Below are 19,851 nucleotides of genomic sequence, written 5' to 3'. Positions count from 1 at the left end.
CGCCGGCGGCGGAGGTCACCGCCCCGCACCGCAAGATTCCCAATTCCACCATGCGTAAGGTCATCGCCAAGCGTCTGGCGGAGTCGAAGCGGACCATCCCCCATTTTTATCTCACCGTGAATATCGAGCTGGACAGGCTGCTCGCCTTGCGCGCGGAGTTGAACGCGAAATCGCCCAAGGAGGGGCCAGGCGCGTTTAAACTCTCAGTCAACGATCTGCTCATCAAGGCGTGCGGCGTCGCGCTGCGGCGGCATCCGAATGTCAATGCCGCCTGGACCGAGGAGGCGATCCTTCAATTCGAGGATGTGGATGTCTCCGTCGCCGTCGCCATACCGGATGGGCTGATCACGCCCATCATTCGCGGCGCGGACCGGCTGGGTCTCGCCGCCATTTCCAACAACATGAAAGACCTGGCCGTCCGCGCCAAGGCGGGAAAACTCAAGCCTGAGGAATTCCAGGGCGGCGGTTTCTCCATCTCCAATCTCGGCATGTACGGCATCAGCGCGTTCGCGGCGATCATCAACCCGCCCCAGGCGGCCATATTGGCGGTGGGCGCGGGCGAGCTTCGCCCGGTGATCAAGGATGGCGAGATCAAAACCGCGACGGTGATGAGCGCCACCCTCTCCGCCGACCACCGGGTGGTGGATGGCGCGGCGGGAGCGGAATTTCTGGCCACGCTGAAAGGGCTGCTGGAAGAGCCGCTCGGCCTGCTGCTCTGAAGGGATTTAACCATGGCGGACCAATTCGACGTGATCGTGGTGGGCGGCGGGCCGGGCGGCTATGTCGCCGCCATCCGCGCCGCCCAGCTCAAGTTGAAAGTGGCGGTGGTGGAGGCCCGGCATCTGGGCGGCATCTGCCTCAATTGGGGCTGCATTCCCACCAAGGCGCTGCTCCGCTCGGCGGAGGTCAAGCATCTCATCGACCATGCCGGGGAATTCGGCATCACGGTCGAGGGGGCGCGGGTGGATCTGCCCAAAATCGTTGCCCGGTCCCGCGCGGTCTCCAAGCAGCTCGCCTCCGGCGTCGCCCATCTGCTGAGGAAGAACAAGGTCACGGTCTATGACGGCTTTGGCAAGCTGGCGGGCAAGGGCAGGCTCTCGGTAACCAAGGATGGCAAGCCCGTGGGCGAGCTTTCCGCCCCGCATATTATCCTGGCGACGGGCGCGCGCCCCAGGCAAATTCCTGGGCTGGAGGTGGATGGCAAGCGGATCATCTCCTATTTCGAGGCGATGGTGCCGGAGCGCCTGCCCAAATCCCTGCTCATCATGGGGTCGGGCGCCATCGGCATCGAATTCGCGAGCTTCTACCGCGCCCTCGGCGTCGAGGTGACGGTAGTGGAAATGCTGGAGCGCATCCTGCCGGTGGAGGATGCCGAGATTTCCGGCCTGGCGCGCAAGGCGTTCGAGAAGCAGGGGATCAGAATCCTCACCTCCGCCACGGTGAAAACGGCGGAGACATCCGCGGACTCCATCCGGGTGACGGTGGAGAGCGGCGGCCAGCCGCAGGTTTTCGAGGTGGAGCAGGTGATCTCCGCGGTCGGCATCGTCGGCAATGTCGAGCAGATCGGCCTGGAGGGCACCCAGGTGAAGGTGGAGCGCACCCATGTGGTGGTGGACGGGTTCGGCCGCACCGGCGAGCCGGGGGTCTACGCCATCGGGGATCTCACCGGGCCACCCTGGCTGGCCCATAAGGCGAGCCATGAGGGCGTGGTCTGCATCGAGGCGATCGCCGGGCTCAACCCCCACCCTTTCGAAACCTGGAACATCCCCGGCTGTACCTATGCCCGCCCGCAAGTGGCGAGCGTGGGGCTGACCGAGGCCAAGGCCAAGGAACAGGGGCGGGCGGTGAAAATCGGCCGTTTCCCGCTGATCGGCAATGGCAAGGCCATCGCCATGGGCGAGCCGGAGGGGCTGGTGAAGACCGTGTTCGACGCACAGACCGGCGCGCTTTTGGGCGCCCATATGATCGGCCCGGAAGTGACCGAGATGATCCAGGGCTTCGTCATTGCCCGCCAGCTGGAGACGACCGAGGCGGAGTTGATGGAAACGGTCTTCCCGCATCCCACCGTCTCGGAGGCCATGCATGAATCCGTCCTTGACGCTTATGGGCGGGTCATCCACTTCTAGGAACAGTAAACGCCCCCGGAAAGGGGGCGTTTTTCCAGGCAAGGCAGAGATGGCCAGACGTATCGAGATCGACCACCGGGTGCGCCACCCGGAGAAACAGCACCGGCCGGACAACCCGATTGCCCGCAAGCCGGAATGGATCCGCGTGAAAGCGCCGACGCATCCGGTCTATCACGAGACCCGGGCGCTGATGCGCGAAAAGAAACTGGCGACGGTCTGCGAGGAAGCCGCCTGTCCCAATATCGGTGAATGCTGGTCCCAGCGCCATGCCACCATGATGATCATGGGCGAGATTTGCACCCGCGCCTGCGCCTTCTGCAACGTCGCCACCGGGCTGCCGCAGCCGCTGGCGGCGGATGAGCCGCGCCGGGTGGCGGAGGCGGTGGCGGTGATGGGACTCAAACATGTCGTCATCACCTCGGTGGACCGGGATGACCTCGCCGATGGCGGCGCGGCGCATTTCGCGGCCGTCATCGCCACGGTGCGCGCCGCCGCCCCCGCCACGACCATCGAGGTGCTAACCCCGGATTTTCTGCGCAAGCCGGGCGCGCCGGAGGTCATCGCCGCCGCCCGCCCGGATGTTTTCAACCATAATTTCGAGACGGTGCCGCGCCTCTATCCCGCCATCCGCCCCGGCGCGCGTTACTACCAATCCATCCGCCTGCTCGACCAGGTGAAGCGGCTCGACCCTTCGATTTTCACCAAATCCGGTCTCATGGTCGGGCTCGGCGAAAGCCGGGCCGAGATCTCGCAGGTGATGGACGATCTGCGCGTGGCGGATGTGGATTTCATCACCATCGGCCAGTATCTCCAGCCGAGCGTCAAACACGCGGCGGTCGAGAAATTCTGGACGCCGGAAGAATTCGCCGATCTCGCCGGCCTGGCCCGCGCCAAGGGCTTTCTCCAGGTCTCCGCCAGCCCGCTCACCCGCTCGTCCTACCATGCCGACGCCGATTTCGCGGCGCTGCGGGCGGCGCGGGCCAAGCAGCTCGCCGCCTGACGCCGTGACTTCCTTCGCCCAACAGAAAATCGTGCCCTACACGCCGCAGCAGCTTTACGCGCTGGTGGCGGATGTGGGGAAATACCCGCAATTCCTTCCCTGGTGCATGGGGGCGCGGGTGCGCAGCCAGGTCAATAATCTGATGATCGCGGATCTGACCATCGGCTTCGGACCGTTCCGGGAAAGCTTCACCAGCCGGGTGACCTTGCTGCCCGGCGGCGGCGATGGCGCCCGCGCCATCCGCGTGGAATATGAACGCGGCCCCTTCAAATATTTGCATAATAGCTGGGATTTCACTCCGCACCCGGAGGGTTGCGTCGTCGATTTCTACGTGGATTTCGAATTCCGTAATTTCATTCTGCAAAAGGCGATCGGCGCGGTGTTCACCGAGGCGGTGCAGGTAATGGTCAACGCCTTCCTCAAACGCGCCGCCGCCGTCTATGGCGAGCCGGGGGGCAAGGGCAACAAACCCGCCGGAGCCACGCGGCCCGCGCCCCCGGCCGAGCGCGGCGCTTAAGGGGGTATTGCGCTGGATCAGGGCGTGGGCTGGTAACCCAGCGCCTCCCCCACCGCCTGGAAATGAGCAAATAATGTGCGGTAATGGCCGAGCGCCACCGCCTCCGCCGCCTCGGGATAACGATCAGCGTAGAAGAGCGGGTCGAAGGGCCGGGTGACCCGGTTCTCCTTCACCCCGGCATTAAAATAATGGTCGAGCCCGGTGCGGCGCAGCGCGCGCGCCTCATTGGCGACATCCGGGTAGGCCCGTAAATAGGCGGCGCTGGAAAACCGCTTCACCTTCGTCATCTCCCGCTCACGCCCGGCGGCGCGGGCGACGAGGCCCCGCAGTTCCTCCACCCCGATGGGCCGCGTTCCACGCGCGATCACATCCTGCATCAGCCAGAAGCGCACCGGGTCAGCGAGGCTCACCGCCTTAACGGGCGGCAGAAGCATGTAGCGATAGGCGGGCTCCTCCAGCGGCAGAAACAACATACCCGGGTCATGATGCGGGTTGAAGATACCGCCCACCGGCAGATAGACGCGCTCCGCCTCCCCCAGCCAGGCGGCCAGCCAGGCGAAGGTCGAGATGGAGAGCGCGACGTTGCGGGACCGGCGCAGCACCTCGAAATCGTGGTTCTGGTTCACCCCCGGCACGAAACGCGCGCGGGGGAAGGCGGCGCGCAGGGCCTGGGAATAGGCGTCGTCCCCCAACTGGCCGAAAAACACGAGATCGAGCCCGCTCTCGGCCTGTAATTTCGCGTAATAGCCGGGGGGAAGCGGGAAGTAATCGGGGTGGGCGTAATGAAGAATCTCGGCGGCGCGCACGCTGCATACCAGCTCCCCCGGGCCGAAGCCGCGCACATCCTCCGTATCCTGGGCGGGGGGCAGCAATTCGCGGCATTTGGCGCGGGGCGGATAATGGTCGAGATGGAAGCAATAGCTTTCCAGGCAAATGGCATCCACCTCGCCCCGCGCGAGACAATCGCCCAGCCCGTCCACATCGAGGTGATAAAGAAAATGATCGTTGCTCCCGGCCCGCTCCCACGGCTCGGGGCGGGGGGCGGGCTCGCGCCGCCCCCACATTTCCAGCATCACGTTCTCGATTTTCGCGCCCGGAACACGGGCGGCGATGCCTGCCGCGGCGAGATATTGCAGCGCGCGGTTGCCGATATTGCCGAGCGGATAGATCCACACCCGCCGCTCAGGCGGTTTGGTCGCCGCGGTCAGGCTCAACCATCCCTCGCCATCGGCGAGGTCGAGCAGCTCCGCCCCGGCCTCGGCCGGGAGGGGCAGATTGGCGGCCAGGCTCACCGCCCGCCGTCCGAAGTGGAGCTGGAACTCGGCCAGCCCCGCCGGCACCGCCGGCCCCGCCTCCATCCTCCAGCGCCGGGCAAGAATATCCGCCAGCACCGTCAGGTCCCGCTTTGAGATGGGTAGAAACTGCTCCCAATGCTTGGCCTCACCTGCCTCGGCCGCCGCGTCGCCCCCCGGCCTGGCGGAGAGAAAACGCTCGCCCAGCCGCAGGGTGAGACAGCCGGGGATGAGCGCGCCCGGCGCGATTTCCAGGCCGCGCACCCCCTCGCCCCCGGCCCAGCCGGTGGTGAGCACGGGCGCGCCACCCTCTTCCCCAGGCTCCAGCTCCAGTATTATGTGCCAGGAGTCCAGCGCCTCCATCCCGCGATGGACGAAGCCGCCGCTCCGCCGGTCCAGGCAGAGCAGCGTGCCGAACCAGCTCATCAAGGCGATGGGCGGCAAGGATACAGGGTCTGGCGTCATCTCCGCCTTGGGTATCGCGCCCGGCCAAACCCGTCCAGAGCCAAGCGGTCAGGCCTTGCGGCGGGCGCGCTGCGGCTTCGGCGCCAGCAGCGGCGCCAGGAATTTGCCGGTATAGCTGCCTGGCGCCGCCGCCACCTCCTCGGGCGTGCCGGTGGCGATGATGCGCCCGCCACCGGCGCCGCCTTCCGGACCGATATCGATGATATGATCGGCGGTTTTGATCACCTCGAGATTATGCTCGATGACGATGATCGTGTTGCCCGCATCCACCAGCGCGTGCAGCACCTCCAGCAGCTTGCGGATATCCTCGAAATGCAAGCCGGTCGTCGGCTCGTCGAGAATGTAAAGCGTGCGCCCCGTGGCCCGCCGCGCCAACTCCTTGGCTAATTTGATGCGCTGCGCCTCCCCGCCGGAGAGCGTCGTGGCCTGCTGGCCGAGCCGGATATAGCCCAGCCCCACCCGCGCCAGCAGGCTGAGCCGATCGTGGATCTTCGGCACGGCGGCGAAAAAGGGCTGCGCCTCATCCACTGTCATATCCAGCACATCGGCGATGGATTTGCCGCGGAATTTCACCTCCAGCGTTTCCCGGTTATAGCGCTTTCCCTTGCAGGTATCGCAGGTGACGAACACATCCGGCAGGAAATGCATCTCGATTTTCAGCACGCCGTCGCCCTGGCAGGCCTCGCAGCGCCCGCCTTTGACATTGAAGGAAAACCGCCCGGGCTTGTAGCCGCGCGCCCGGCTCTCAGGCAATTCGGCGAACCAGTCGCGGATCGGCGCGAACAAATCCGTATAGGTGGCGGGGTTGGAGCGCGGCGTGCGGCCGATGGGGGATTGGTCGATGTCGATGATCTTATCGAGCTGCTCCGCCCCCTCGATGCGCTCGAACGGGGCGGGCACCTCGCCCGAGCCCATCAGCCGGCGTGAGAGGGCCTTGTAGAGCGTGTCGATGACCAGCGTTGACTTGCCCCCGCCGGAGACGCCGGTGACGCAGGTGAACAGGCCGAGGGGAAACTCCGCCGTCACGTTCTTGAGGTTGTTGCCCCGCGCGCCGATGAGCTTGAGGCTGCGCTGGCGCGGCCAGGGCCGCCGCGCCGGAACCGGAATGGCGCGCCGGCCGGAGAGATAATCACCGGTGAGGGAATGGCGGTTGGCGGCGACCTCCGCCGGGGTGCCCTGCGCCACGACATAGCCGCCATTGATCCCCGCTCCTGGCCCCATATCCACGAGATGGTCGGCGGCGCGGATCGCATCCTCGTCATGCTCCACCACCAGCACGGTATTGCCGAGCCGCTTGAGCCGGGCCAGCGTGCCGAGCAGGCGGTCATTGTCGCGCTGGTGCAGGCCGATGGAAGGCTCGTCGAGCACATAGAGCACGCCGGTGAGGCCGGAGCCGATCTGGCTGGCCAAGCGGATGCGCTGGCTCTCCCCGCCCGAGAGCGTGGCCGAGCCGCGCGCCAGGGTTAGATAATTCAACCCGACATCCAGCAGAAATTGCAGACGCTCCTCGATCTCCTTGAGGATGCGGCGGGCGATTTCCAGCCGCTGCGGGGTCAGCGTCGCCGCCACCCCGGCGAACCAGAGGCGGGCCTCGTCGATGGGCAGTTCCGCCACCTCGGCGAGGTTGCGCTCCGCCACCTTCACCGCCAGCGCCTCGGGCCGCAACCGCGCGCCGTGGCAGACCTCGCAAGGCTGTTCGGCCTGATAGCGGGACAATTCCTCGCGCACCCAGGCGGAATCCGTCTCCTTATAGCGCCGCTCGAGATTACGAATGACGCCCTCGAAGGGCTTCTCGATCGTATAGGCCCGGGCCGAATCCTTATAAGTGAACTTTATCGCCTCCTTGCCCGAGCCGTAGAGAATGACGTCGCGCACCGCCTCCGGCAGGTCCTGCCAGGCGGTGGAGGGCCGCACGCCATAATGGCGGGCGATGGCCGTGAGCGTTTGGGTGTAATAGGGCGATTGCGCATTGGCCCAGGGGGCGATCGCGCCGTCATCCAGTGCCCGGCGCTCATCCGGCACGATGAGATGAGGGTCGAAATAGGTTTCATGACCCAGCCCGTCGCAGGCGGGACAGGCCCCCTGCGGCGCGTTGAAGGAAAACAGGCGGGGTTCGATCTCCTCGATGGTAAAACCGGAAACCGGGCAGGCGAAGCGGGAGGAAAACACCGTGCGCTCAGCGCCATCCGCGGTCTCGGCATAGACGATGCCATCGGCGAGGCCGAGCGCCGTTTCCAGCGAATCGGCAAGGCGCTGTTCGATGCCGGGCCGCACCACCAGCCGGTCGACCACCAGTTCGATATCGTGCTTGAGTTTCTTGTTGAGCGCCGGCACCTGCTCGATTTCATACACGGTGCCGTCCACCTTCACCCGGGTGAACCCCTTGCGCTGGTATTCCGCCAGATCCTTCCGGTATTCGCCCTTGCGGCCGCGTATGACCGGCGCCAGCAGCAGGAGCCGCGTGCCCTCTTTCATCGCCAGTATGCGGTCCACCATCTGGCTCACCGTCTGCGCCTCGATGGGCAGGCCGGTGGCGGGCGAATAGGGCACGCCCACCCGCGCCCAGAGCAGGCGCATGTAATCATGAATTTCGGTGACGGTGCCGACGGTTGAACGCGGATTTTTCGAGGTCGTCTTCTGCTCGATGGAGATGGCCGGTGAGAGGCCTTCGATCGAATCCACATCCGGTTTGCCCATCAGCTCCAAAAATTGCCGCGCATAGGCGGAGAGGCTCTCGACATAACGGCGCTGGCCCTCGGCATAGATGGTGTCGAAGGCGAGCGAGGATTTGCCGGAGCCGGAAAGTCCGGTGAGAACGGTGAGCTGGCCACGGGGAATCTGGATGTCGATATTCTTGAGATTATGCTCGCGCGCGCCGCGGATGGTGATGAACCCCGCGCCCTTCTGCTCCACCATGATCGGTTCCAATGTTCGTGCAATGTTCTTGAAAGATAGGGGGTGAGGGGCTACAAAGCAACGCTGATCGCCCGCCGCTGGCGCTGAACCGGCCCTGCTGGTCAGGCAGGACGGTATGGGCTAATCTGCAAGGCAATCTGTGGTGGAGGATGGGGCGTGGCCGGCAGCGTGAACAAGGTGATTCTGGTGGGTAATCTGGGGCGCGACCCCGAGGTGCGCAATACTCAATCCGGCCTCAAGGTGGTCAATCTCGCGGTGGCGACCTCGGAAAGCTGGAACGACAAGGCGAGCGGCGAGCGCAAGGAGCAGACCGAATGGCACCGCGTGGTCATCATGAACGACCGGCTGGGCGATGTGGCTGAGCGGTATTTGCGTAAAGGCTCGAAGGTTTATCTGGAAGGCAAGCTGCAGACCCGCAAATGGACCGACCAGAGCGGCCAGGACCGCTACACCACCGAGATCATGATCGGCCGCTTCAATGGCGAGCTGGTGCTGCTCGACCGCCCCGGCAATAACGCGAACGCGGGGGGAGATGATTACGCGCCCCGCGCCGCCCCCGCCAAACCCCAGCCCCGCGCCGTGGGCGGATGGGACGCCGCCCCCCGCAATGATCTGGATGACGAAATTCCGTTCTGAGGATCACCCTCGCATGATCGTCAATAACAACGGCGATCATTCAGGGAAACACAGCGCTTTCCATTGCCGTCTTCACGCTCTCCGTCTTCACGCTTTCTAAGACCAGAACTCATACCAATCGTCCTCCGCGCAGGCTCACCTGCCGGTCCATCCGCGCCGCCAGCTCCGGGTTGTGGGTGGCGATGAGCGCGGCGGTGTTCTCACCCCGCACCACCCGGAGCAATTCCTCGAAGACGATGTTGGCGGTGGCGAGATCGAGATTGCCCGTCGGCTCGTCCGCCAGCAGTAAGGAGGGGCGGTTGGCCAGCGCCCGGGCGATGGCGACGCGCTGCTTCTCTCCGCCCGAGAGCTTGCCCGGCAAATGGGCGGCGCGCGGGGCGAGGCCGAATTTCTCCAGCAATTCCATGGCGCGGCGGCGGGCGGCGCCCTCCCCCACCCCGGCGATCATCTGCGGCAGGGCAATGTTTTCCAGCGCCGTGAACTCGGCCAGCAGGTGATGGAACTGATAGACGAAGCCGATATGGCGCAGCCGCAGGGCGGTGCGGGCGGCGTCGCTCAGGGCCCCGGCCTCGCGCCCATCTATGATCACCTGGCCGCCATCCGGTTTTTCCAGCAGCCCGGCCAGATGCAGCAAGGTGGATTTGCCCGCGCCGGAGGGGGCGACGAGGGCGACGATCTCGCCGCGCGCCAGGCTCAGGCTGGCGCCGTTCAGCACCGTCAGCGTCTCCGCGCCGCTTTTATAAATCCGGACCAGCCCTTGCAGGCGGAGCAGAGCCTCACTCACTGCGCAGCGCCTCCACCGGGTCGATACGGGCGGCGCGCCAGCTTGGGTACAAGGTGGCCAGCACCGAGAGGATGAGCGCCATCGCCACAACCTCCGCCACCTCCCGCCATTCCAGCTGGGCGGGCAGGGATTCCAGGTAGTAGACGGTGGGATTGAATAATTGCTGGCCGGTGAGGCCCTGAATGAACAGCCGGATCTGGTTGATATGCTCGCAAAACAGCACGCCGAGCACGAAGCCGATGAAGGTGCCGAGCACGCCCACCGACGCCCCCGCCATGAGGAAGATGCGCATGACCGAGCCGGAACTCGCGCCCATGGTGCGCAAAATGGCGATGTCTCGCGTCTTGTCCTTGACCATCATGATCAGCGAGGAAATGACGTTGAACGCCGCGACGATGATGATGAGGGTAAGAATGAGGAACATGACATTGCGCTCCACCGTCACCGCCGCCAGGAAGGAATCGTTGTTCTGCTTCCAGTCCTGAATGTCGAGGCCGATGCCGGGAAAGGCGGCGGCGATGGCCTGCTTCACCGCCTCGTCATGGTCCGGATCACGGACGAAGACCTGAATCTGGGTGGCGGCGCCGTTTTGCTGGAACAGGGTTTGCGCGGTTTGCAGCGGCAGGAAGACGAAGCTCGAATCGTATTGCTGCATGCCGGTGCGGAAGATGGCTGCCACCTTGAAGGATTGGATGGAGGGGATGGTGCCGATGACCGTGGCCTTGCCCTGCGGCAGGATGAGGGTGAGCGGCGCGCCGAGGGTAAGGTTGAATTGCCGCGCCAGCGCCCCGCCCACCGCCACCGTGTCGCCGGTGAGGTCATCGAGGCTGCCCGCCAGCACGTGGGAGGAGACTGTGGGCAATTGCCGCAGCCCCTCCGGCGTGATGCCGCGGGCGATGCCGCCCACCGCGCCCTCTTGCGGGCCGGACATCAGAACCTCCCCCTGGACGATGGGAAAGGCCGCCGTGACATCCTTGATGGCGAGAATTTTTTTGGTCATGTCTTCATAATCGGTGAGAGGCGCGCCCGCGCCATACACGCCGATATCGCCGTTCAGCCCGAGAATCTGGCTCAGCAATTCCTGACGGAAGCCGTTCATCACGCTCATCACGATGATCAGCGTCGCCACGCCGAGGGCGATGCCGATGAGAGAGAAAATGGCGATGACCGAGACGAAGCGCTCGCCCCGGCGGGCGCGCAGGTAGCGCGCGGCGACCTTGCGCTCGAAGGCGTTGAACATCAGCCCCGCACCCGGACGAGAGCCTCCGCCACCGGCAGCTCGAACCGCTCGCCGGTTGCGCGGCGTTTAAGCTCCACCTGGCCTTGGGCGGCGCCGCGCGGGCCGATGATGATCTGCCAGGGATGGCCGAGCAGATCGGCCTCGGCGAATTTCACCCCCGCCCGTTCCTCGCGGTCGTCATACAGCGCCTCGCGCCCCAGCGCCGCGTAGAGCTGCTCGCAAAGCGGGTCAGTGGCGGCGTCGCCCTGGCGGAGGTTGAGAATGACGGCCCGGAAGGGGGCGACGGCGTCCGGCCAGATGATGCCCGCCTCGTCATGCCGGGCCTCGATGATGGCGCCGGCCAGGCGCGACACGCCGATGCCATAGGAACCCATCTCGGGATGGATGCGCCGGCCATCCGGGCCAGTGACGGCGAAGTCCATCGCCTGCGAATATTTGGTGCCGAAATAGAAAATCTGCCCCACCTCGATGCCGCGCCCCTCGCGGCGGCGTTCCGGCGGCACGTTGTTCCAGGCGGCGAGGTCGTGCTTCTCGTCGGTGGCGGCGTAGATGCCGGTCATCTGGGCGTAGAATTGCTCGATATCCGTGGCCGCCAGCGCGTCCCCCGCCTCGAAGGCGGCGTCGTAGAACACGCCGGATTCGCCGGTGGGAGCGAGGACGTGGAATTCATGGCTGAGATCGCCGCCGATCTGGCCGGTATCGGCGCGCATGGGAATGGCGGTGATGCCGAGGCGCTGGAAGGTGCGCATATAGGCGAGCATCATCTTCTTGTAGGAGACCACCGCCCCCGCCCGGTCGAGATCGAAGCTGTAGGCGTCCTTCATCAAGAATTCCCGGCCGCGCAGCACGCCGAAGCGCGGGCGCAGCTCATCCCGGAATTTCCATTGGATGTGGTACGGGATCTGCGGCAGCTCCCGGTAGCTTTTCACCGCGTCCCGCATGATGGCGGTGATCATCTCCTCATTGGTGGGGCCATAGAGCAACTCGCGCTCATGCCGGTCGGTGATGCGCAGCATCTCCTTGCCATAGGCGTCGTAGCGGCCGGATTCCCGCCAGAGATCGGCGCTCTGGATGGTGGGCATCAGCACCTCCTCCGCCCCCGCCGCGTCCTGCTCCTCGCGCACGATGCGGGCGATATTGGCGAGCACGCGCTGGCCCAGCGGCAGCCAGGCATAGATGCCGGAGGCCATCTGCCGGACCATGCCGGCGCGCAGCATCAGCCGGTGGGAGACGATCTGCGCCTCGGCGGGCGTCTCTTTCAAGGTGGGAATGAGGCTTTTGGACAGACGCATGGCGGACCTTAGAACAAAGAGGGAGTCGAGGGGGCGGGCGCGTCCGGCGCGTCCGGCGCGGCGGCGGGCGACAGCCAGCGGTTGACGGCGCGCCGGCAGGGTTGCTCGACGAGGAAGCGCAGCAGCAAGGCGAGGCCGAAGGTAAGGGCGGTCATCCCCGCCGCGAAGAGCAGCGTCTCCTGCGCGGGCTGCCAGCCGAGATGGCGGAACAACTGGACGGTGACGAGTTCCGCGATGGCGAAGCTCATATAAAAACAATAGGAAAGCTCGCCGAGGAAGTGCAGCAAGGGCCGCCGCCCGAACAAGGGCGGCAGTCCGGTATCGGCCCGCAGATACAAGGCGAAGAGCAGGGACCACAGGCCGGCGACGATCCCGAGATCCCCCAAAACCACCGCGCCGGCGAGGAGGAGCAGCAGGCCGCCCCATAAGAACAATCCCCGCCAGCTGGGGCTGTCTGCCACCATGGCGGCCATGCGCCAGGCCGCGATGCCGGCGATGAATTCAGGAAAGAATCGCAGCAGCCCGAGAGAAAAGGCCAGATTGAGACTATGCCCGAAGAAGAAATAGAGAAAGCCGAGTATGGGAAAGGTGATGACGGCGAACTGCATCGCGACGATGGCCGGCCAATAGGTGATGAGCAGCGCGAAGAAGGGAAAGAGGAGATAACCGGCCCATTCCGTGCTGATCGACCAGGAAGGGTAATTCCAGGCGCCGAAATGATCGCCGCCCCAGCCCTGCACGAGCAGCAGATTCTCCAGGAGCGCCCCCAGGCCGAAACGCTGCGGCGCGCGCGGGGAAAGCCCGGCGGCGAGGCCGGCCGCCGCCAGCCCCGCCAGGATGAGGAGAGTGGCGAGATGCACGGGATAGATCCGCCCCAGCCGCTTGGCATAGAAGCGCAGCACGGCGGCAAGGGGAGGAAAGCGGAATTCAGGGAGGGGGGCGTGCATTTTGGGCGCGCGGAATTCCGGATGGCTATGCATCAGGATCAGCCCGGAGAGGATGAAGAATCCGTCCACCCCCATATAGCCGTGGCGGACCAGCCCCGCCAGCGGCCCCAGCCAGGCCGGGGCGTTGAGATAGAGGCCGACATGGTAGACGAACACCCAGGCCGCGAAAAACGCGCGACAGATCGTCAGGTCGGAAATTTCGCGCGGCTGGCTCATCGCTGGCATTGCTCTAGCCAAAGAGAAAGAAGCCCGCCAGCCCTTGCGGGCGGCGGGCCAAGTTCAGGGAGGAAACGCCAGTCACACGGCAGGATGAAGAACCAGCCTCATCCTGAGGCTCATATTGCAGCGCGGCATGGCCGGCGTCGAGAAAAAAGCACTCGCCAAAACCGGAAAAACGCACCCCCGAGCCGGTCTTCGCCTTAAATTTAGTCATAAACCCAAACGATCGACCAGAATGGCTTAGAAAACAATCAAACAGGGAGGATATGCACATCCACGAGGGGGCGCTTGCCGAGGGGCTTGCCGATGATGCGCCGCAACCCGGCCCGGGCGGCATCGGTGAAGGCGGCCTCATCCGCGTGCAGGGAGGGGGCAAGATCCTGGAGCAAGCCTTGGAATTGCCGCTCATATTCCACCCGCTGGCGCGCATCGAGCTGGTCGAGCAGGCCGGGGGCGGAGATGCGGGGCTGGCCGATGAGCCGGCCGCGCGAATCCAGGGCGAAGCTGCCGATGACGACGCCATTGGCGAGCATGCGCCGGCGCGCCGCCAGCACCCCCTCCTTCAGCGGCACCACCTTGGTTCCATCCACGGCCAGCCTGCCAGTGGGCACGGAATCCACCACCTCCGGCCCGTGCGGGCCGAACAGCACGACATCGCCATCCTGCACCACCAGGGTCTCGATGCCCTCCTCGCGCGCCAGCTCCGCCTGGGCGGAGAGATGCCGCCACTCGCCATGGGTGGGAATCACGAATTTAGGCCGCACCAGCCGGTAGAGCTTGCGCAGCTCCTCCCGCGCCGGATGGCCGGAGACATGCACGAATTCATCGCCATCCACGATCACCCGCACCCCGCGCCGGGCCAGCTGGTCCTGCACCGCGAAAATGGCGCGCTCGTTGCCGGGAATGGCGCGGGAGGAAAAAATCGCCTTATCCCCTTCCCCCAATACGGCGTAGCGGTGCGAATCGGCGGCGATGCGCGCCATGGCCGAGCGCGGTTCGCCCTGGCTGCCGGTAACGAGCATGAGCAGATTATCGTCCGGGACGCTGCCCATCTCCTCCTCGGGCACGAAATCCGGCACGTGCTTGAGATAGCCCGCCTCCTGCGCCGCGGCGATGTAATTGTTGAGGCTGCGCCCGACCAGCGCCACGTGCCGCCCGGCCAGCTCGGCGGCGGCGATGATGCTGGCGACGCGGGCGACATTGCTGGCGAAGCAGGTGATGGCGATCCGGCCGGTGAGGTCCGGCAGCAATGCCTCCAGATTTTTCCGCACATCCAGCTCCGAGCCGGAATACCCCTCCACCAGCGCGTTCGTCGAATCGGAGACGATGGCGAGCACGCCCTCATCGCCCAGCGCCCTCAACGCCGCCTCATCCGTCGTCTCCCCCACCACCGGGGCGGGGTCGAATTTCCAATCCCCGGTATGGAGCACCGTGCCCGCGGGCGTGGTGATGGCGAGGGATTGCGCCTCCGGGGTCGAATGGGCCATGCGGATAAAGCGCAGGCGGAAGGGGCCGAGGCTGAGCGCTCCGCCGGGCGGCAGCACATGCAGCTTGACCTCGCGCTGCAACCCGGTTTCCTGGAGCTTGCGGCGGATGACGGCGGCGGCGAAGGGGGTGGCATAGACCGGGCAGCGCAGCTGCGGCCAGAGCCGGGCGATGCCGCCGATATGGTCCTCATGCGCATGGGTGATGACGAGGCCGAGCAGATCCTCGCGCTGGCGGGCGATGAAGGCGGGGTCGGGCAGTAGGATGTCCGCCTCGGGGATATCCGGCCCGGCGAAGCCCATGCCGCAATCCACCGCGATCCAGGCGCCGTCATAGCCATAGAGGTTGAAATTCATCCCGATCTCGCCGGTGCCGCCCAGCGGCACGAAGATGAACCCCGCCTCGCCCGCCTCCGTCACGGCGTTATTGCCCTTGGTTTCAGCCACGACTTCATATTCTCCAGCGCGCTTAGTCGATTTCCAGGAACCGCGCGCGATCGCGCGGCAAAGAGGGGGGCTTATTGCGCAGGGAGAGAAGGCGCAACCCTTCCAGCGTCAGATCAGGGTCGATGGCGGTGAATTTGCTGGTGCCCTCGGCAAAGAGCGGTGCCAGCCCCCCCGTGGCGATGGCCTTGAGCCGGGTGCCGAATTCGCCCTCGATGCGCGCCAGCAGCCCCTCGATCAGCCCGATATAGCCCCAATAGATGCCCGATTGCATGGCGGGCACCGTGTCACGGCCGATGACGGAATGCGGGCGGCCGATGCCGATGCGCGGCAGCCGCGCCGCCGCCTGGTGCAACGCCTCGATGGACAGGTTGATGCCGGGCGAGATGGCGCCGCCGATATAGGCGCCGTTCTCGTCCACCACGTCGAAGGTGGTGGCGGTACCGAAATCCACCACCACCAGCGGGCCGCGATAATGGGTATGCGCCGCCAGCGCGTTGAGCAGCCGGTCCGCGCCCACGCCATCGGGATTGTCTGTCTTGATTTCAAACCCCCAATCGAGAGGGGCGCGGGCCACCAGCGGCTCGGTGGCGAACCATTCCCGGCAAAGGCGGCGCAGATGGTAGAGGGCGGCGGGCACCACCGTGCCGATCACGGCGCGGCTGACATCGCTGGAGGAAATCCCCGCGCGGCGCAGCAGCACCTCCAGCCAGACGCCATATTCATCGGAGGTGCGCTGGGCGGAGGTGGCCAGCCGCCAGTTCCCCCGCCACTCCTCCCCATCATGCACCGCGAACACGACATTGGTGTTGCCCGCATCGATGACCAGCAGCATGCACCCTCCTTCAGGCCCCGCCGAGCAGGATCTCGCCGGTATTGACGGCCTCGATACGATCTTCGCGGCGCAACAGCAATTCGCCGGCCTCGGAGAGACCCGCAAAGCGCCCGCGCAGCACCTCCGCCCCGCGGGCGAGCTGGAGCGGGGCGCCGGGGGCGGGGCCGCGCGCCAGCCAGGCGGCGCGGATTTGCGCGGGCGCGGCCTCCAGCCAGAGGGCGAGCCGGTCCAGCACCGCCCAGGCGGCGGTCTCGGGCGGGATCACCAGCCCCTGCGCCGCCAGGGCGGCCGTGGCGCGGCCCGGAATTTCCGGCGCGGCGCGCAGATTGACGCCGATGCCCGCCACCAGCCATTCCAGCCGGTCCTGCTTGGCCGAGGCATCGATGAGAATGCCCGCCAGCTTCGCCTCTCCCAGCAGCACGTCATTTGGCCATTTCAGCCGCAAATCCCGCGCGCCCAGACCCTCCAGCGCCTCGGCCACGGCGATGCCGCAGATGAGGGAGAACAGCCCGGCCTCGGCCATGGCGCGCGCGGGCCGCAGCAGGATGGAGAGGTTGAGATTGCCCGCCGGCGCGGTCCAGCTCCGCCCGCGCGAGCCGCGCCCCGCGCTCTGCCGCAAGGCGAGGATGGCGAGCCCGGCCGCCTCCCCCGCCTTGGCCCGGCGCACCGCTTCATCGGAGGTGGAGGCGAGCGTGGCGTGGCTTTCCAGCCGCCAGGCGATCACCCCATCAAAGCCTTGGCCGCCGCCCCCGCCGCCGCCACCAGCGGGCTGGGCAGGATGATGAAGAAGATCGTCACCAGCGCGCCCACGGCCATCACGAAGCCCGGCCCGGCGGCCGTGCGGTCGAATTGCGGCTGACCTTGGTCGAAATACATCACCTTGATCACGCGCAGATAATAGAAGGCGCTGATGACGCTGGTAACGATACCGATGATGGCCAGCGCATCCAGCCCGGCATTAAAGGCGGTGGCGAAGACGTAGAGCTTGGCGAAGAAGCCGGAGAGCGGCGGGATGCCGGCCATGGCCCACATGAACACGGCGAAGACGAAGGCATAGGCCGGATGCTCGCCCGCCAGGCCGGCGAGATCGCTGATCCGCTCGACCGCGCGGCCATTGCGGCGCATCGCCACCACGCAGGCGAAACAGCCGAAGGACATCACCACATAGATCGCGACATAGACGAGGCTGGATTGCACCCCGGCCAGCGTGCCGGTCGCCAGCCCCATCAGCGCGTAGCCCATATGGCTGATGGAGGAATAGGCAAGCAGGCGCTTGATGTTGGACTGGCCGATGGCCGCCAGCGCCCCCCAGGCCATGGAGATGATGGCGAGGATCTGGATGAGCAACTGCCATTGCGCCACCAGCCCGCCGAACGGCCCGGCCATAACCGAGAGCAGCAGCGCCAGAGCCGCCGCCTTGGGCGCGGTGGCGAACAAGGCGGTGACGGAGCTGGGCGCGCCCTCATAGACATCCGGCGTCCACATATGGAAGGGCGCGGCGGAGATTTTGAACGCCAGCCCGACCAGCACGAACACCACCCCCGCGACGGTGCCCGCCCCGGCGCCTTCCCGGAGCACAGCCGCCAGCGCGGCGAAATTGGTGGTGCCCGCGAAGCCATAGACCAGCGAGATGCCATAGACGAGCAGGCCGGAGGCCAGCGCGCCCAGGACGAAATATTTCAGCCCCGCCTCGGCGGAGCGCGGATTATCCCGGGCCAGCGCCGCGGTGATGTACATGGCGAGCGATTGCAGCTCGAAGCCGACATAGAGCGTCATCATGTCGGCGGCGGAGACCATCACGACCATCCCCAGCACCGCGAAGAGTACCAATACCGGGTATTCGAACCGGGCGATGCCCTCACGCTGGTTGAAATCCACGGAGAGGATGAGCGCGGCGATGGCGCCGAGATAGATGAGCGTATCGGCGTAGCGGGTGAACAGGCTGGTCTTCAGCAACCCGCTGAACAGCACGGCGTCCGGCGCCAGCAGGGAAAGACCGGCGGCGATGAGGAGGAGCAATATCGCCCCCATGGTGACGCCCTGGGCGCGGTTGGCTTTGGCAAGAACGCCGATCAGCAACAGCGCCATGCCGCCAAGACCGAGAATGAGAGCGGGGAGCAACGGAGAAGGTGTCATTTGGCGGTCACCATGGCCAGCGCCATATGCGGGTTGAGGGCGGCGATATGCGCCTGCACCAGGGCGGCGACCGGCGCGTCGAAGGCATGGGTGAAGCTGGAGGGATAGATGCCCAGCCACATCACCAGCGCCGCCAGGGGCAGCAGCATGGCGTATTCGCGGGCGTTGAGATCCTTGAGCTTGGCCAGGCGCGGGTTCGCGCTTTTCTCGAAGAGCACGGCGCGCAGCATCACCAGCATATAGGCCGCGCCCAGCACCATGCCCGCCCCGCCGAGCAGGGAGACCCAGAAATTCACCTTCATCGCGCCGATGATGACCAGAAACTCGCCGATGAAGCCGGATGTGCCGGGCAGGCCCATATTGGCGAGCGAGAATAGCATCAGCGCCGCCGCGAAGACCGGCATGTTCGCCGCCAGCCCGCCGAGGTTTTTCAAGGTCAGCGCCTCACCCCGGGCGGTGAGCACCCCGCCGCAGAGAAACAGCCCGGCGATGACGATGCCATGGCTCAGCATCTGGAACAGCGCGCCCTCGATACCCTCTACGGTGAAGGTAAAGAGGCCAATGATAATGACACCCATATGGGCGGCGGAGGAATAGGCGATGAGCCGCTTCATGTCCGTTTGCGCCAAAGCGACATAGGAGATGTAGATGACCGCCACCACGCCGAGCGCGAACATCAGCGGGGCCGCCGCGGCGGAGGCCAGGGGCAGCATCGGCAAGGCGAAGCGCAGGAAGCCATAGGCGCCCATTTTAGAGAGCACCGCCGCCAGCATGACGGTGCCCGGCACCGGTGCCTCCCCATAGGCGTCCGGCAGCCAGGTATGCAGGGGCCAGACCGCCGCCTTGACACCGAACGCCGCGAGGAAGGCCAGGAACAGCCACATCTGGGCGGAACGGCCAATGGGGGTGTGAGTCATCACCGCGATATCCGTGGTGCCGACATGGCGCCAGAGCCACACCACCGCCAGGATCATGAACAGCGAGCCGGCCAAGGTGAAGACGAAGAATTTGACGGCGGCATAGATACGCCGGGGGCCGCCCCACACGCCGATGATGAGATACATCGGCAGCAGCACCGCCTCGAAGAACACATAGAACAGGATGAAATCCGTGGCGGCGAACATGCCGATCGTCATCGTCTCCAGCAGCAAAAGCGCCGCGAAGAAGGAGCGCACCCGGGTTTTGATGCCATGGCTGGCGAGGATGGCGATGGGGGTGAGACCCAGCGTGAGCATGATGAGGAACAGGCTGATGCCGTCCACACCCATGCGGTACTCGACATTGATGCCGGCGAGCCAGGGCGCGGCCTCGACGAATTGATAGCCGGCGAAACCGGGCTGGAAGCGCGCCCAGACGAAGATGCCGAGCAGCAGCACCGCCAGCGAGGTGATTAAGGCGATCCCCCGCGCCTTGGCGGCGGCCCGCGCGTCATCGCCGCCCAGCGTGGCGACGATGAAGGCGCCCAGCAGCGGCAGATAGGTGATGAGCGAGAGGATGGGAAAGCCGAGCTGGTTCATG

Annotated in this window: 16 protein-coding genes; 5 read left to right on the top strand and 11 right to left on the bottom strand. The window is 65.8% G+C overall.

The genetic code is table 11. The features are described 5' to 3' along the window. The 4 genes from M7H45_RS03935 to M7H45_RS03920 form a co-directional block, all read left to right on the top strand. Positions 1-719 (top strand): 2-oxo acid dehydrogenase subunit E2 (locus M7H45_RS03935; protein ID WP_298214910.1); only part of this gene is annotated, 719 nt, incomplete at its 5' end. Between the two features lie 12 nt (positions 720-731). Then, positions 732-2,126, top strand: coding sequence for a dihydrolipoyl dehydrogenase (lpdA, locus tag M7H45_RS03930; protein ID WP_298214908.1), 1,395 nt, complete (start codon positions 732-734; stop codon positions 2,124-2,126). A 49-nt stretch (positions 2,127-2,175) separates the two neighbouring features. Beyond that, on the top strand, positions 2,176-3,126 hold the full coding sequence (gene lipA / locus M7H45_RS03925) for a lipoyl synthase (RefSeq protein ID WP_298214906.1): 951 nt from the start codon (positions 2,176-2,178) through the stop codon (positions 3,124-3,126). A 4-nt stretch (positions 3,127-3,130) separates the two neighbouring features. Continuing rightward, positions 3,131-3,643, top strand: coding sequence for a type II toxin-antitoxin system RatA family toxin (locus tag M7H45_RS03920; protein WP_298214904.1), 513 nt, complete (start codon positions 3,131-3,133; stop codon positions 3,641-3,643). A gap of 17 nt (positions 3,644-3,660) precedes the next feature. On the opposite strand, the gene M7H45_RS03915 is transcribed toward M7H45_RS03920, so the two are convergent. After that, on the bottom strand, positions 3,661-5,400 hold the full coding sequence (locus tag M7H45_RS03915; RefSeq protein WP_298214902.1) for a hypothetical protein: 1,740 nt from the start codon (positions 5,398-5,400) through the stop codon (positions 3,661-3,663). A gap of 48 nt (positions 5,401-5,448) precedes the next feature. Next, positions 5,449-8,316 carry an excinuclease ABC subunit UvrA gene (uvrA, locus tag M7H45_RS03910; protein ID WP_298214900.1) on the bottom strand — a complete coding sequence of 956 codons (2,868 nt, stop codon included), beginning with the start codon at positions 8,314-8,316 and terminating at the stop codon, positions 5,449-5,451. Between the two features lie 156 nt (positions 8,317-8,472). On the opposite strand from uvrA, the gene ssb reads away from it, so the two are divergent. After that, positions 8,473-8,952 (top strand): single-stranded DNA-binding protein, encoded by a 480-nt coding sequence (gene ssb, locus M7H45_RS03905; RefSeq protein ID WP_298214898.1) that lies wholly within the window; start codon positions 8,473-8,475, stop codon positions 8,950-8,952. 109 nt (positions 8,953-9,061) lie between these two features. Here the strand turns inward: ssb and M7H45_RS03900 are convergent, their stop codons facing one another. The 9 genes from M7H45_RS03900 to M7H45_RS03860 form a co-directional block, all read right to left on the bottom strand. After that, positions 9,062-9,736, bottom strand: a complete 675-nt coding sequence (locus M7H45_RS03900; RefSeq protein ID WP_298214896.1) for an ABC transporter ATP-binding protein — start codon at positions 9,734-9,736, stop codon at positions 9,062-9,064. After that, positions 9,729-10,976, bottom strand: a complete 1,248-nt coding sequence (locus M7H45_RS03895) for a lipoprotein-releasing ABC transporter permease subunit (protein ID WP_298214894.1) — start codon at positions 10,974-10,976, stop codon at positions 9,729-9,731. The genes M7H45_RS03900 and M7H45_RS03895 overlap by 8 nt, the downstream gene beginning before the upstream one ends. Then, on the bottom strand, positions 10,976-12,268 hold the full coding sequence (gene proS, locus M7H45_RS03890; protein WP_298214891.1) for a proline--tRNA ligase: 1,293 nt from the start codon (positions 12,266-12,268) through the stop codon (positions 10,976-10,978). Before proS ends, M7H45_RS03895 begins: the two co-directional genes overlap by 1 nt. 8 nt (positions 12,269-12,276) lie before the next feature. Next, the gene (locus M7H45_RS03885; protein WP_298214890.1) at positions 12,277-13,431 is read right to left on the bottom strand and encodes an acyltransferase; all 1,155 of its coding nucleotides are present in this window, start codon (positions 13,429-13,431) and stop codon (positions 12,277-12,279) included. A gap of 254 nt (positions 13,432-13,685) precedes the next feature. Further along, positions 13,686-15,275: a ribonuclease J gene (locus M7H45_RS03880; RefSeq protein WP_298214914.1), complete on the bottom strand. Its 1,590-nt coding sequence runs from the start codon at positions 15,273-15,275 to the stop codon at positions 13,686-13,688. 112 nt (positions 15,276-15,387) lie between these two features. After that, positions 15,388-16,197: a type III pantothenate kinase gene (locus tag M7H45_RS03875; RefSeq protein WP_298214888.1), complete on the bottom strand. Its 810-nt coding sequence runs from the start codon at positions 16,195-16,197 to the stop codon at positions 15,388-15,390. A 10-nt stretch (positions 16,198-16,207) separates the two neighbouring features. Beyond that, positions 16,208-16,921 carry a biotin--[acetyl-CoA-carboxylase] ligase gene (locus M7H45_RS03870; protein ID WP_298214886.1) on the bottom strand — a complete coding sequence of 238 codons (714 nt, stop codon included), beginning with the start codon at positions 16,919-16,921 and terminating at the stop codon, positions 16,208-16,210. Next, a complete protein-coding gene (gene nuoN / locus M7H45_RS03865; RefSeq protein WP_298214884.1) occupies positions 16,918-18,333 on the bottom strand; it encodes an NADH-quinone oxidoreductase subunit NuoN in 1,416 nt (471 codons plus the stop codon). Before nuoN ends, M7H45_RS03870 begins: the two co-directional genes overlap by 4 nt. Continuing rightward, entirely contained in the window at positions 18,330-19,850 is a 1,521-nt protein-coding gene (locus tag M7H45_RS03860; RefSeq protein ID WP_298214882.1) for an NADH-quinone oxidoreductase subunit M, read from the bottom strand. Before M7H45_RS03860 ends, nuoN begins: the two co-directional genes overlap by 4 nt. Position 19,851: the final 1 nt, after the last annotated feature.

Origin of the sequence: Acidocella sp., assembly GCF_027352905.1 — a bacterium.
Classification (GTDB): domain Bacteria; phylum Pseudomonadota; class Alphaproteobacteria; order Acetobacterales; family Acetobacteraceae; genus Acidocella.
Note: the sequence above shows the minus strand (reverse complement) of the source record. Positions and strands in the feature narration are given on the sequence as shown.

What these genes read in the sequence shown, in the direction of transcription:
- lpdA (WP_298214908.1), top strand. Translation starts at nt 732, where the DNA reads ATGGCGGACCAATTCGACGTGATCGTGGTGGGCGGCGGGCCGGGCGGC.
- lipA (WP_298214906.1), top strand. Translation starts at nt 2,176, where the DNA reads ATGGCCAGACGTATCGAGATCGACCACCGGGTGCGCCACCCGGAGAAA.
- M7H45_RS03915 (WP_298214902.1), bottom strand. Translation starts at nt 5,400, where the DNA reads ATGACGCCAGACCCTGTATCCTTGCCGCCCATCGCCTTGATGAGCTGG.
- uvrA (WP_298214900.1), bottom strand. Translation starts at nt 8,316, where the DNA reads ATGGTGGAGCAGAAGGGCGCGGGGTTCATCACCATCCGCGGCGCGCGC.
- M7H45_RS03895 (WP_298214894.1), bottom strand. Translation starts at nt 10,976, where the DNA reads ATGTTCAACGCCTTCGAGCGCAAGGTCGCCGCGCGCTACCTGCGCGCC.
- proS (WP_298214891.1), bottom strand. Translation starts at nt 12,268, where the DNA reads ATGCGTCTGTCCAAAAGCCTCATTCCCACCTTGAAAGAGACGCCCGCC.
- M7H45_RS03885 (WP_298214890.1), bottom strand. Translation starts at nt 13,431, where the DNA reads ATGAGCCAGCCGCGCGAAATTTCCGACCTGACGATCTGTCGCGCGTTT.
- M7H45_RS03880 (WP_298214914.1), bottom strand. Translation starts at nt 15,275, where the DNA reads ATGAATTTCAACCTCTATGGCTATGACGGCGCCTGGATCGCGGTGGAT.
- M7H45_RS03875 (WP_298214888.1), bottom strand. Translation starts at nt 16,197, where the DNA reads ATGCTGCTGGTCATCGATGCGGGCAACACCAATGTCGTGTTCGCGGTG.
- nuoN (WP_298214884.1), bottom strand. Translation starts at nt 18,333, where the DNA reads ATGACACCTTCTCCGTTGCTCCCCGCTCTCATTCTCGGTCTTGGCGGC.
- M7H45_RS03860 (WP_298214882.1), bottom strand. Translation starts at nt 19,850, where the DNA reads ATGAACCAGCTCGGCTTTCCCATCCTCTCGCTCATCACCTATCTGCCG.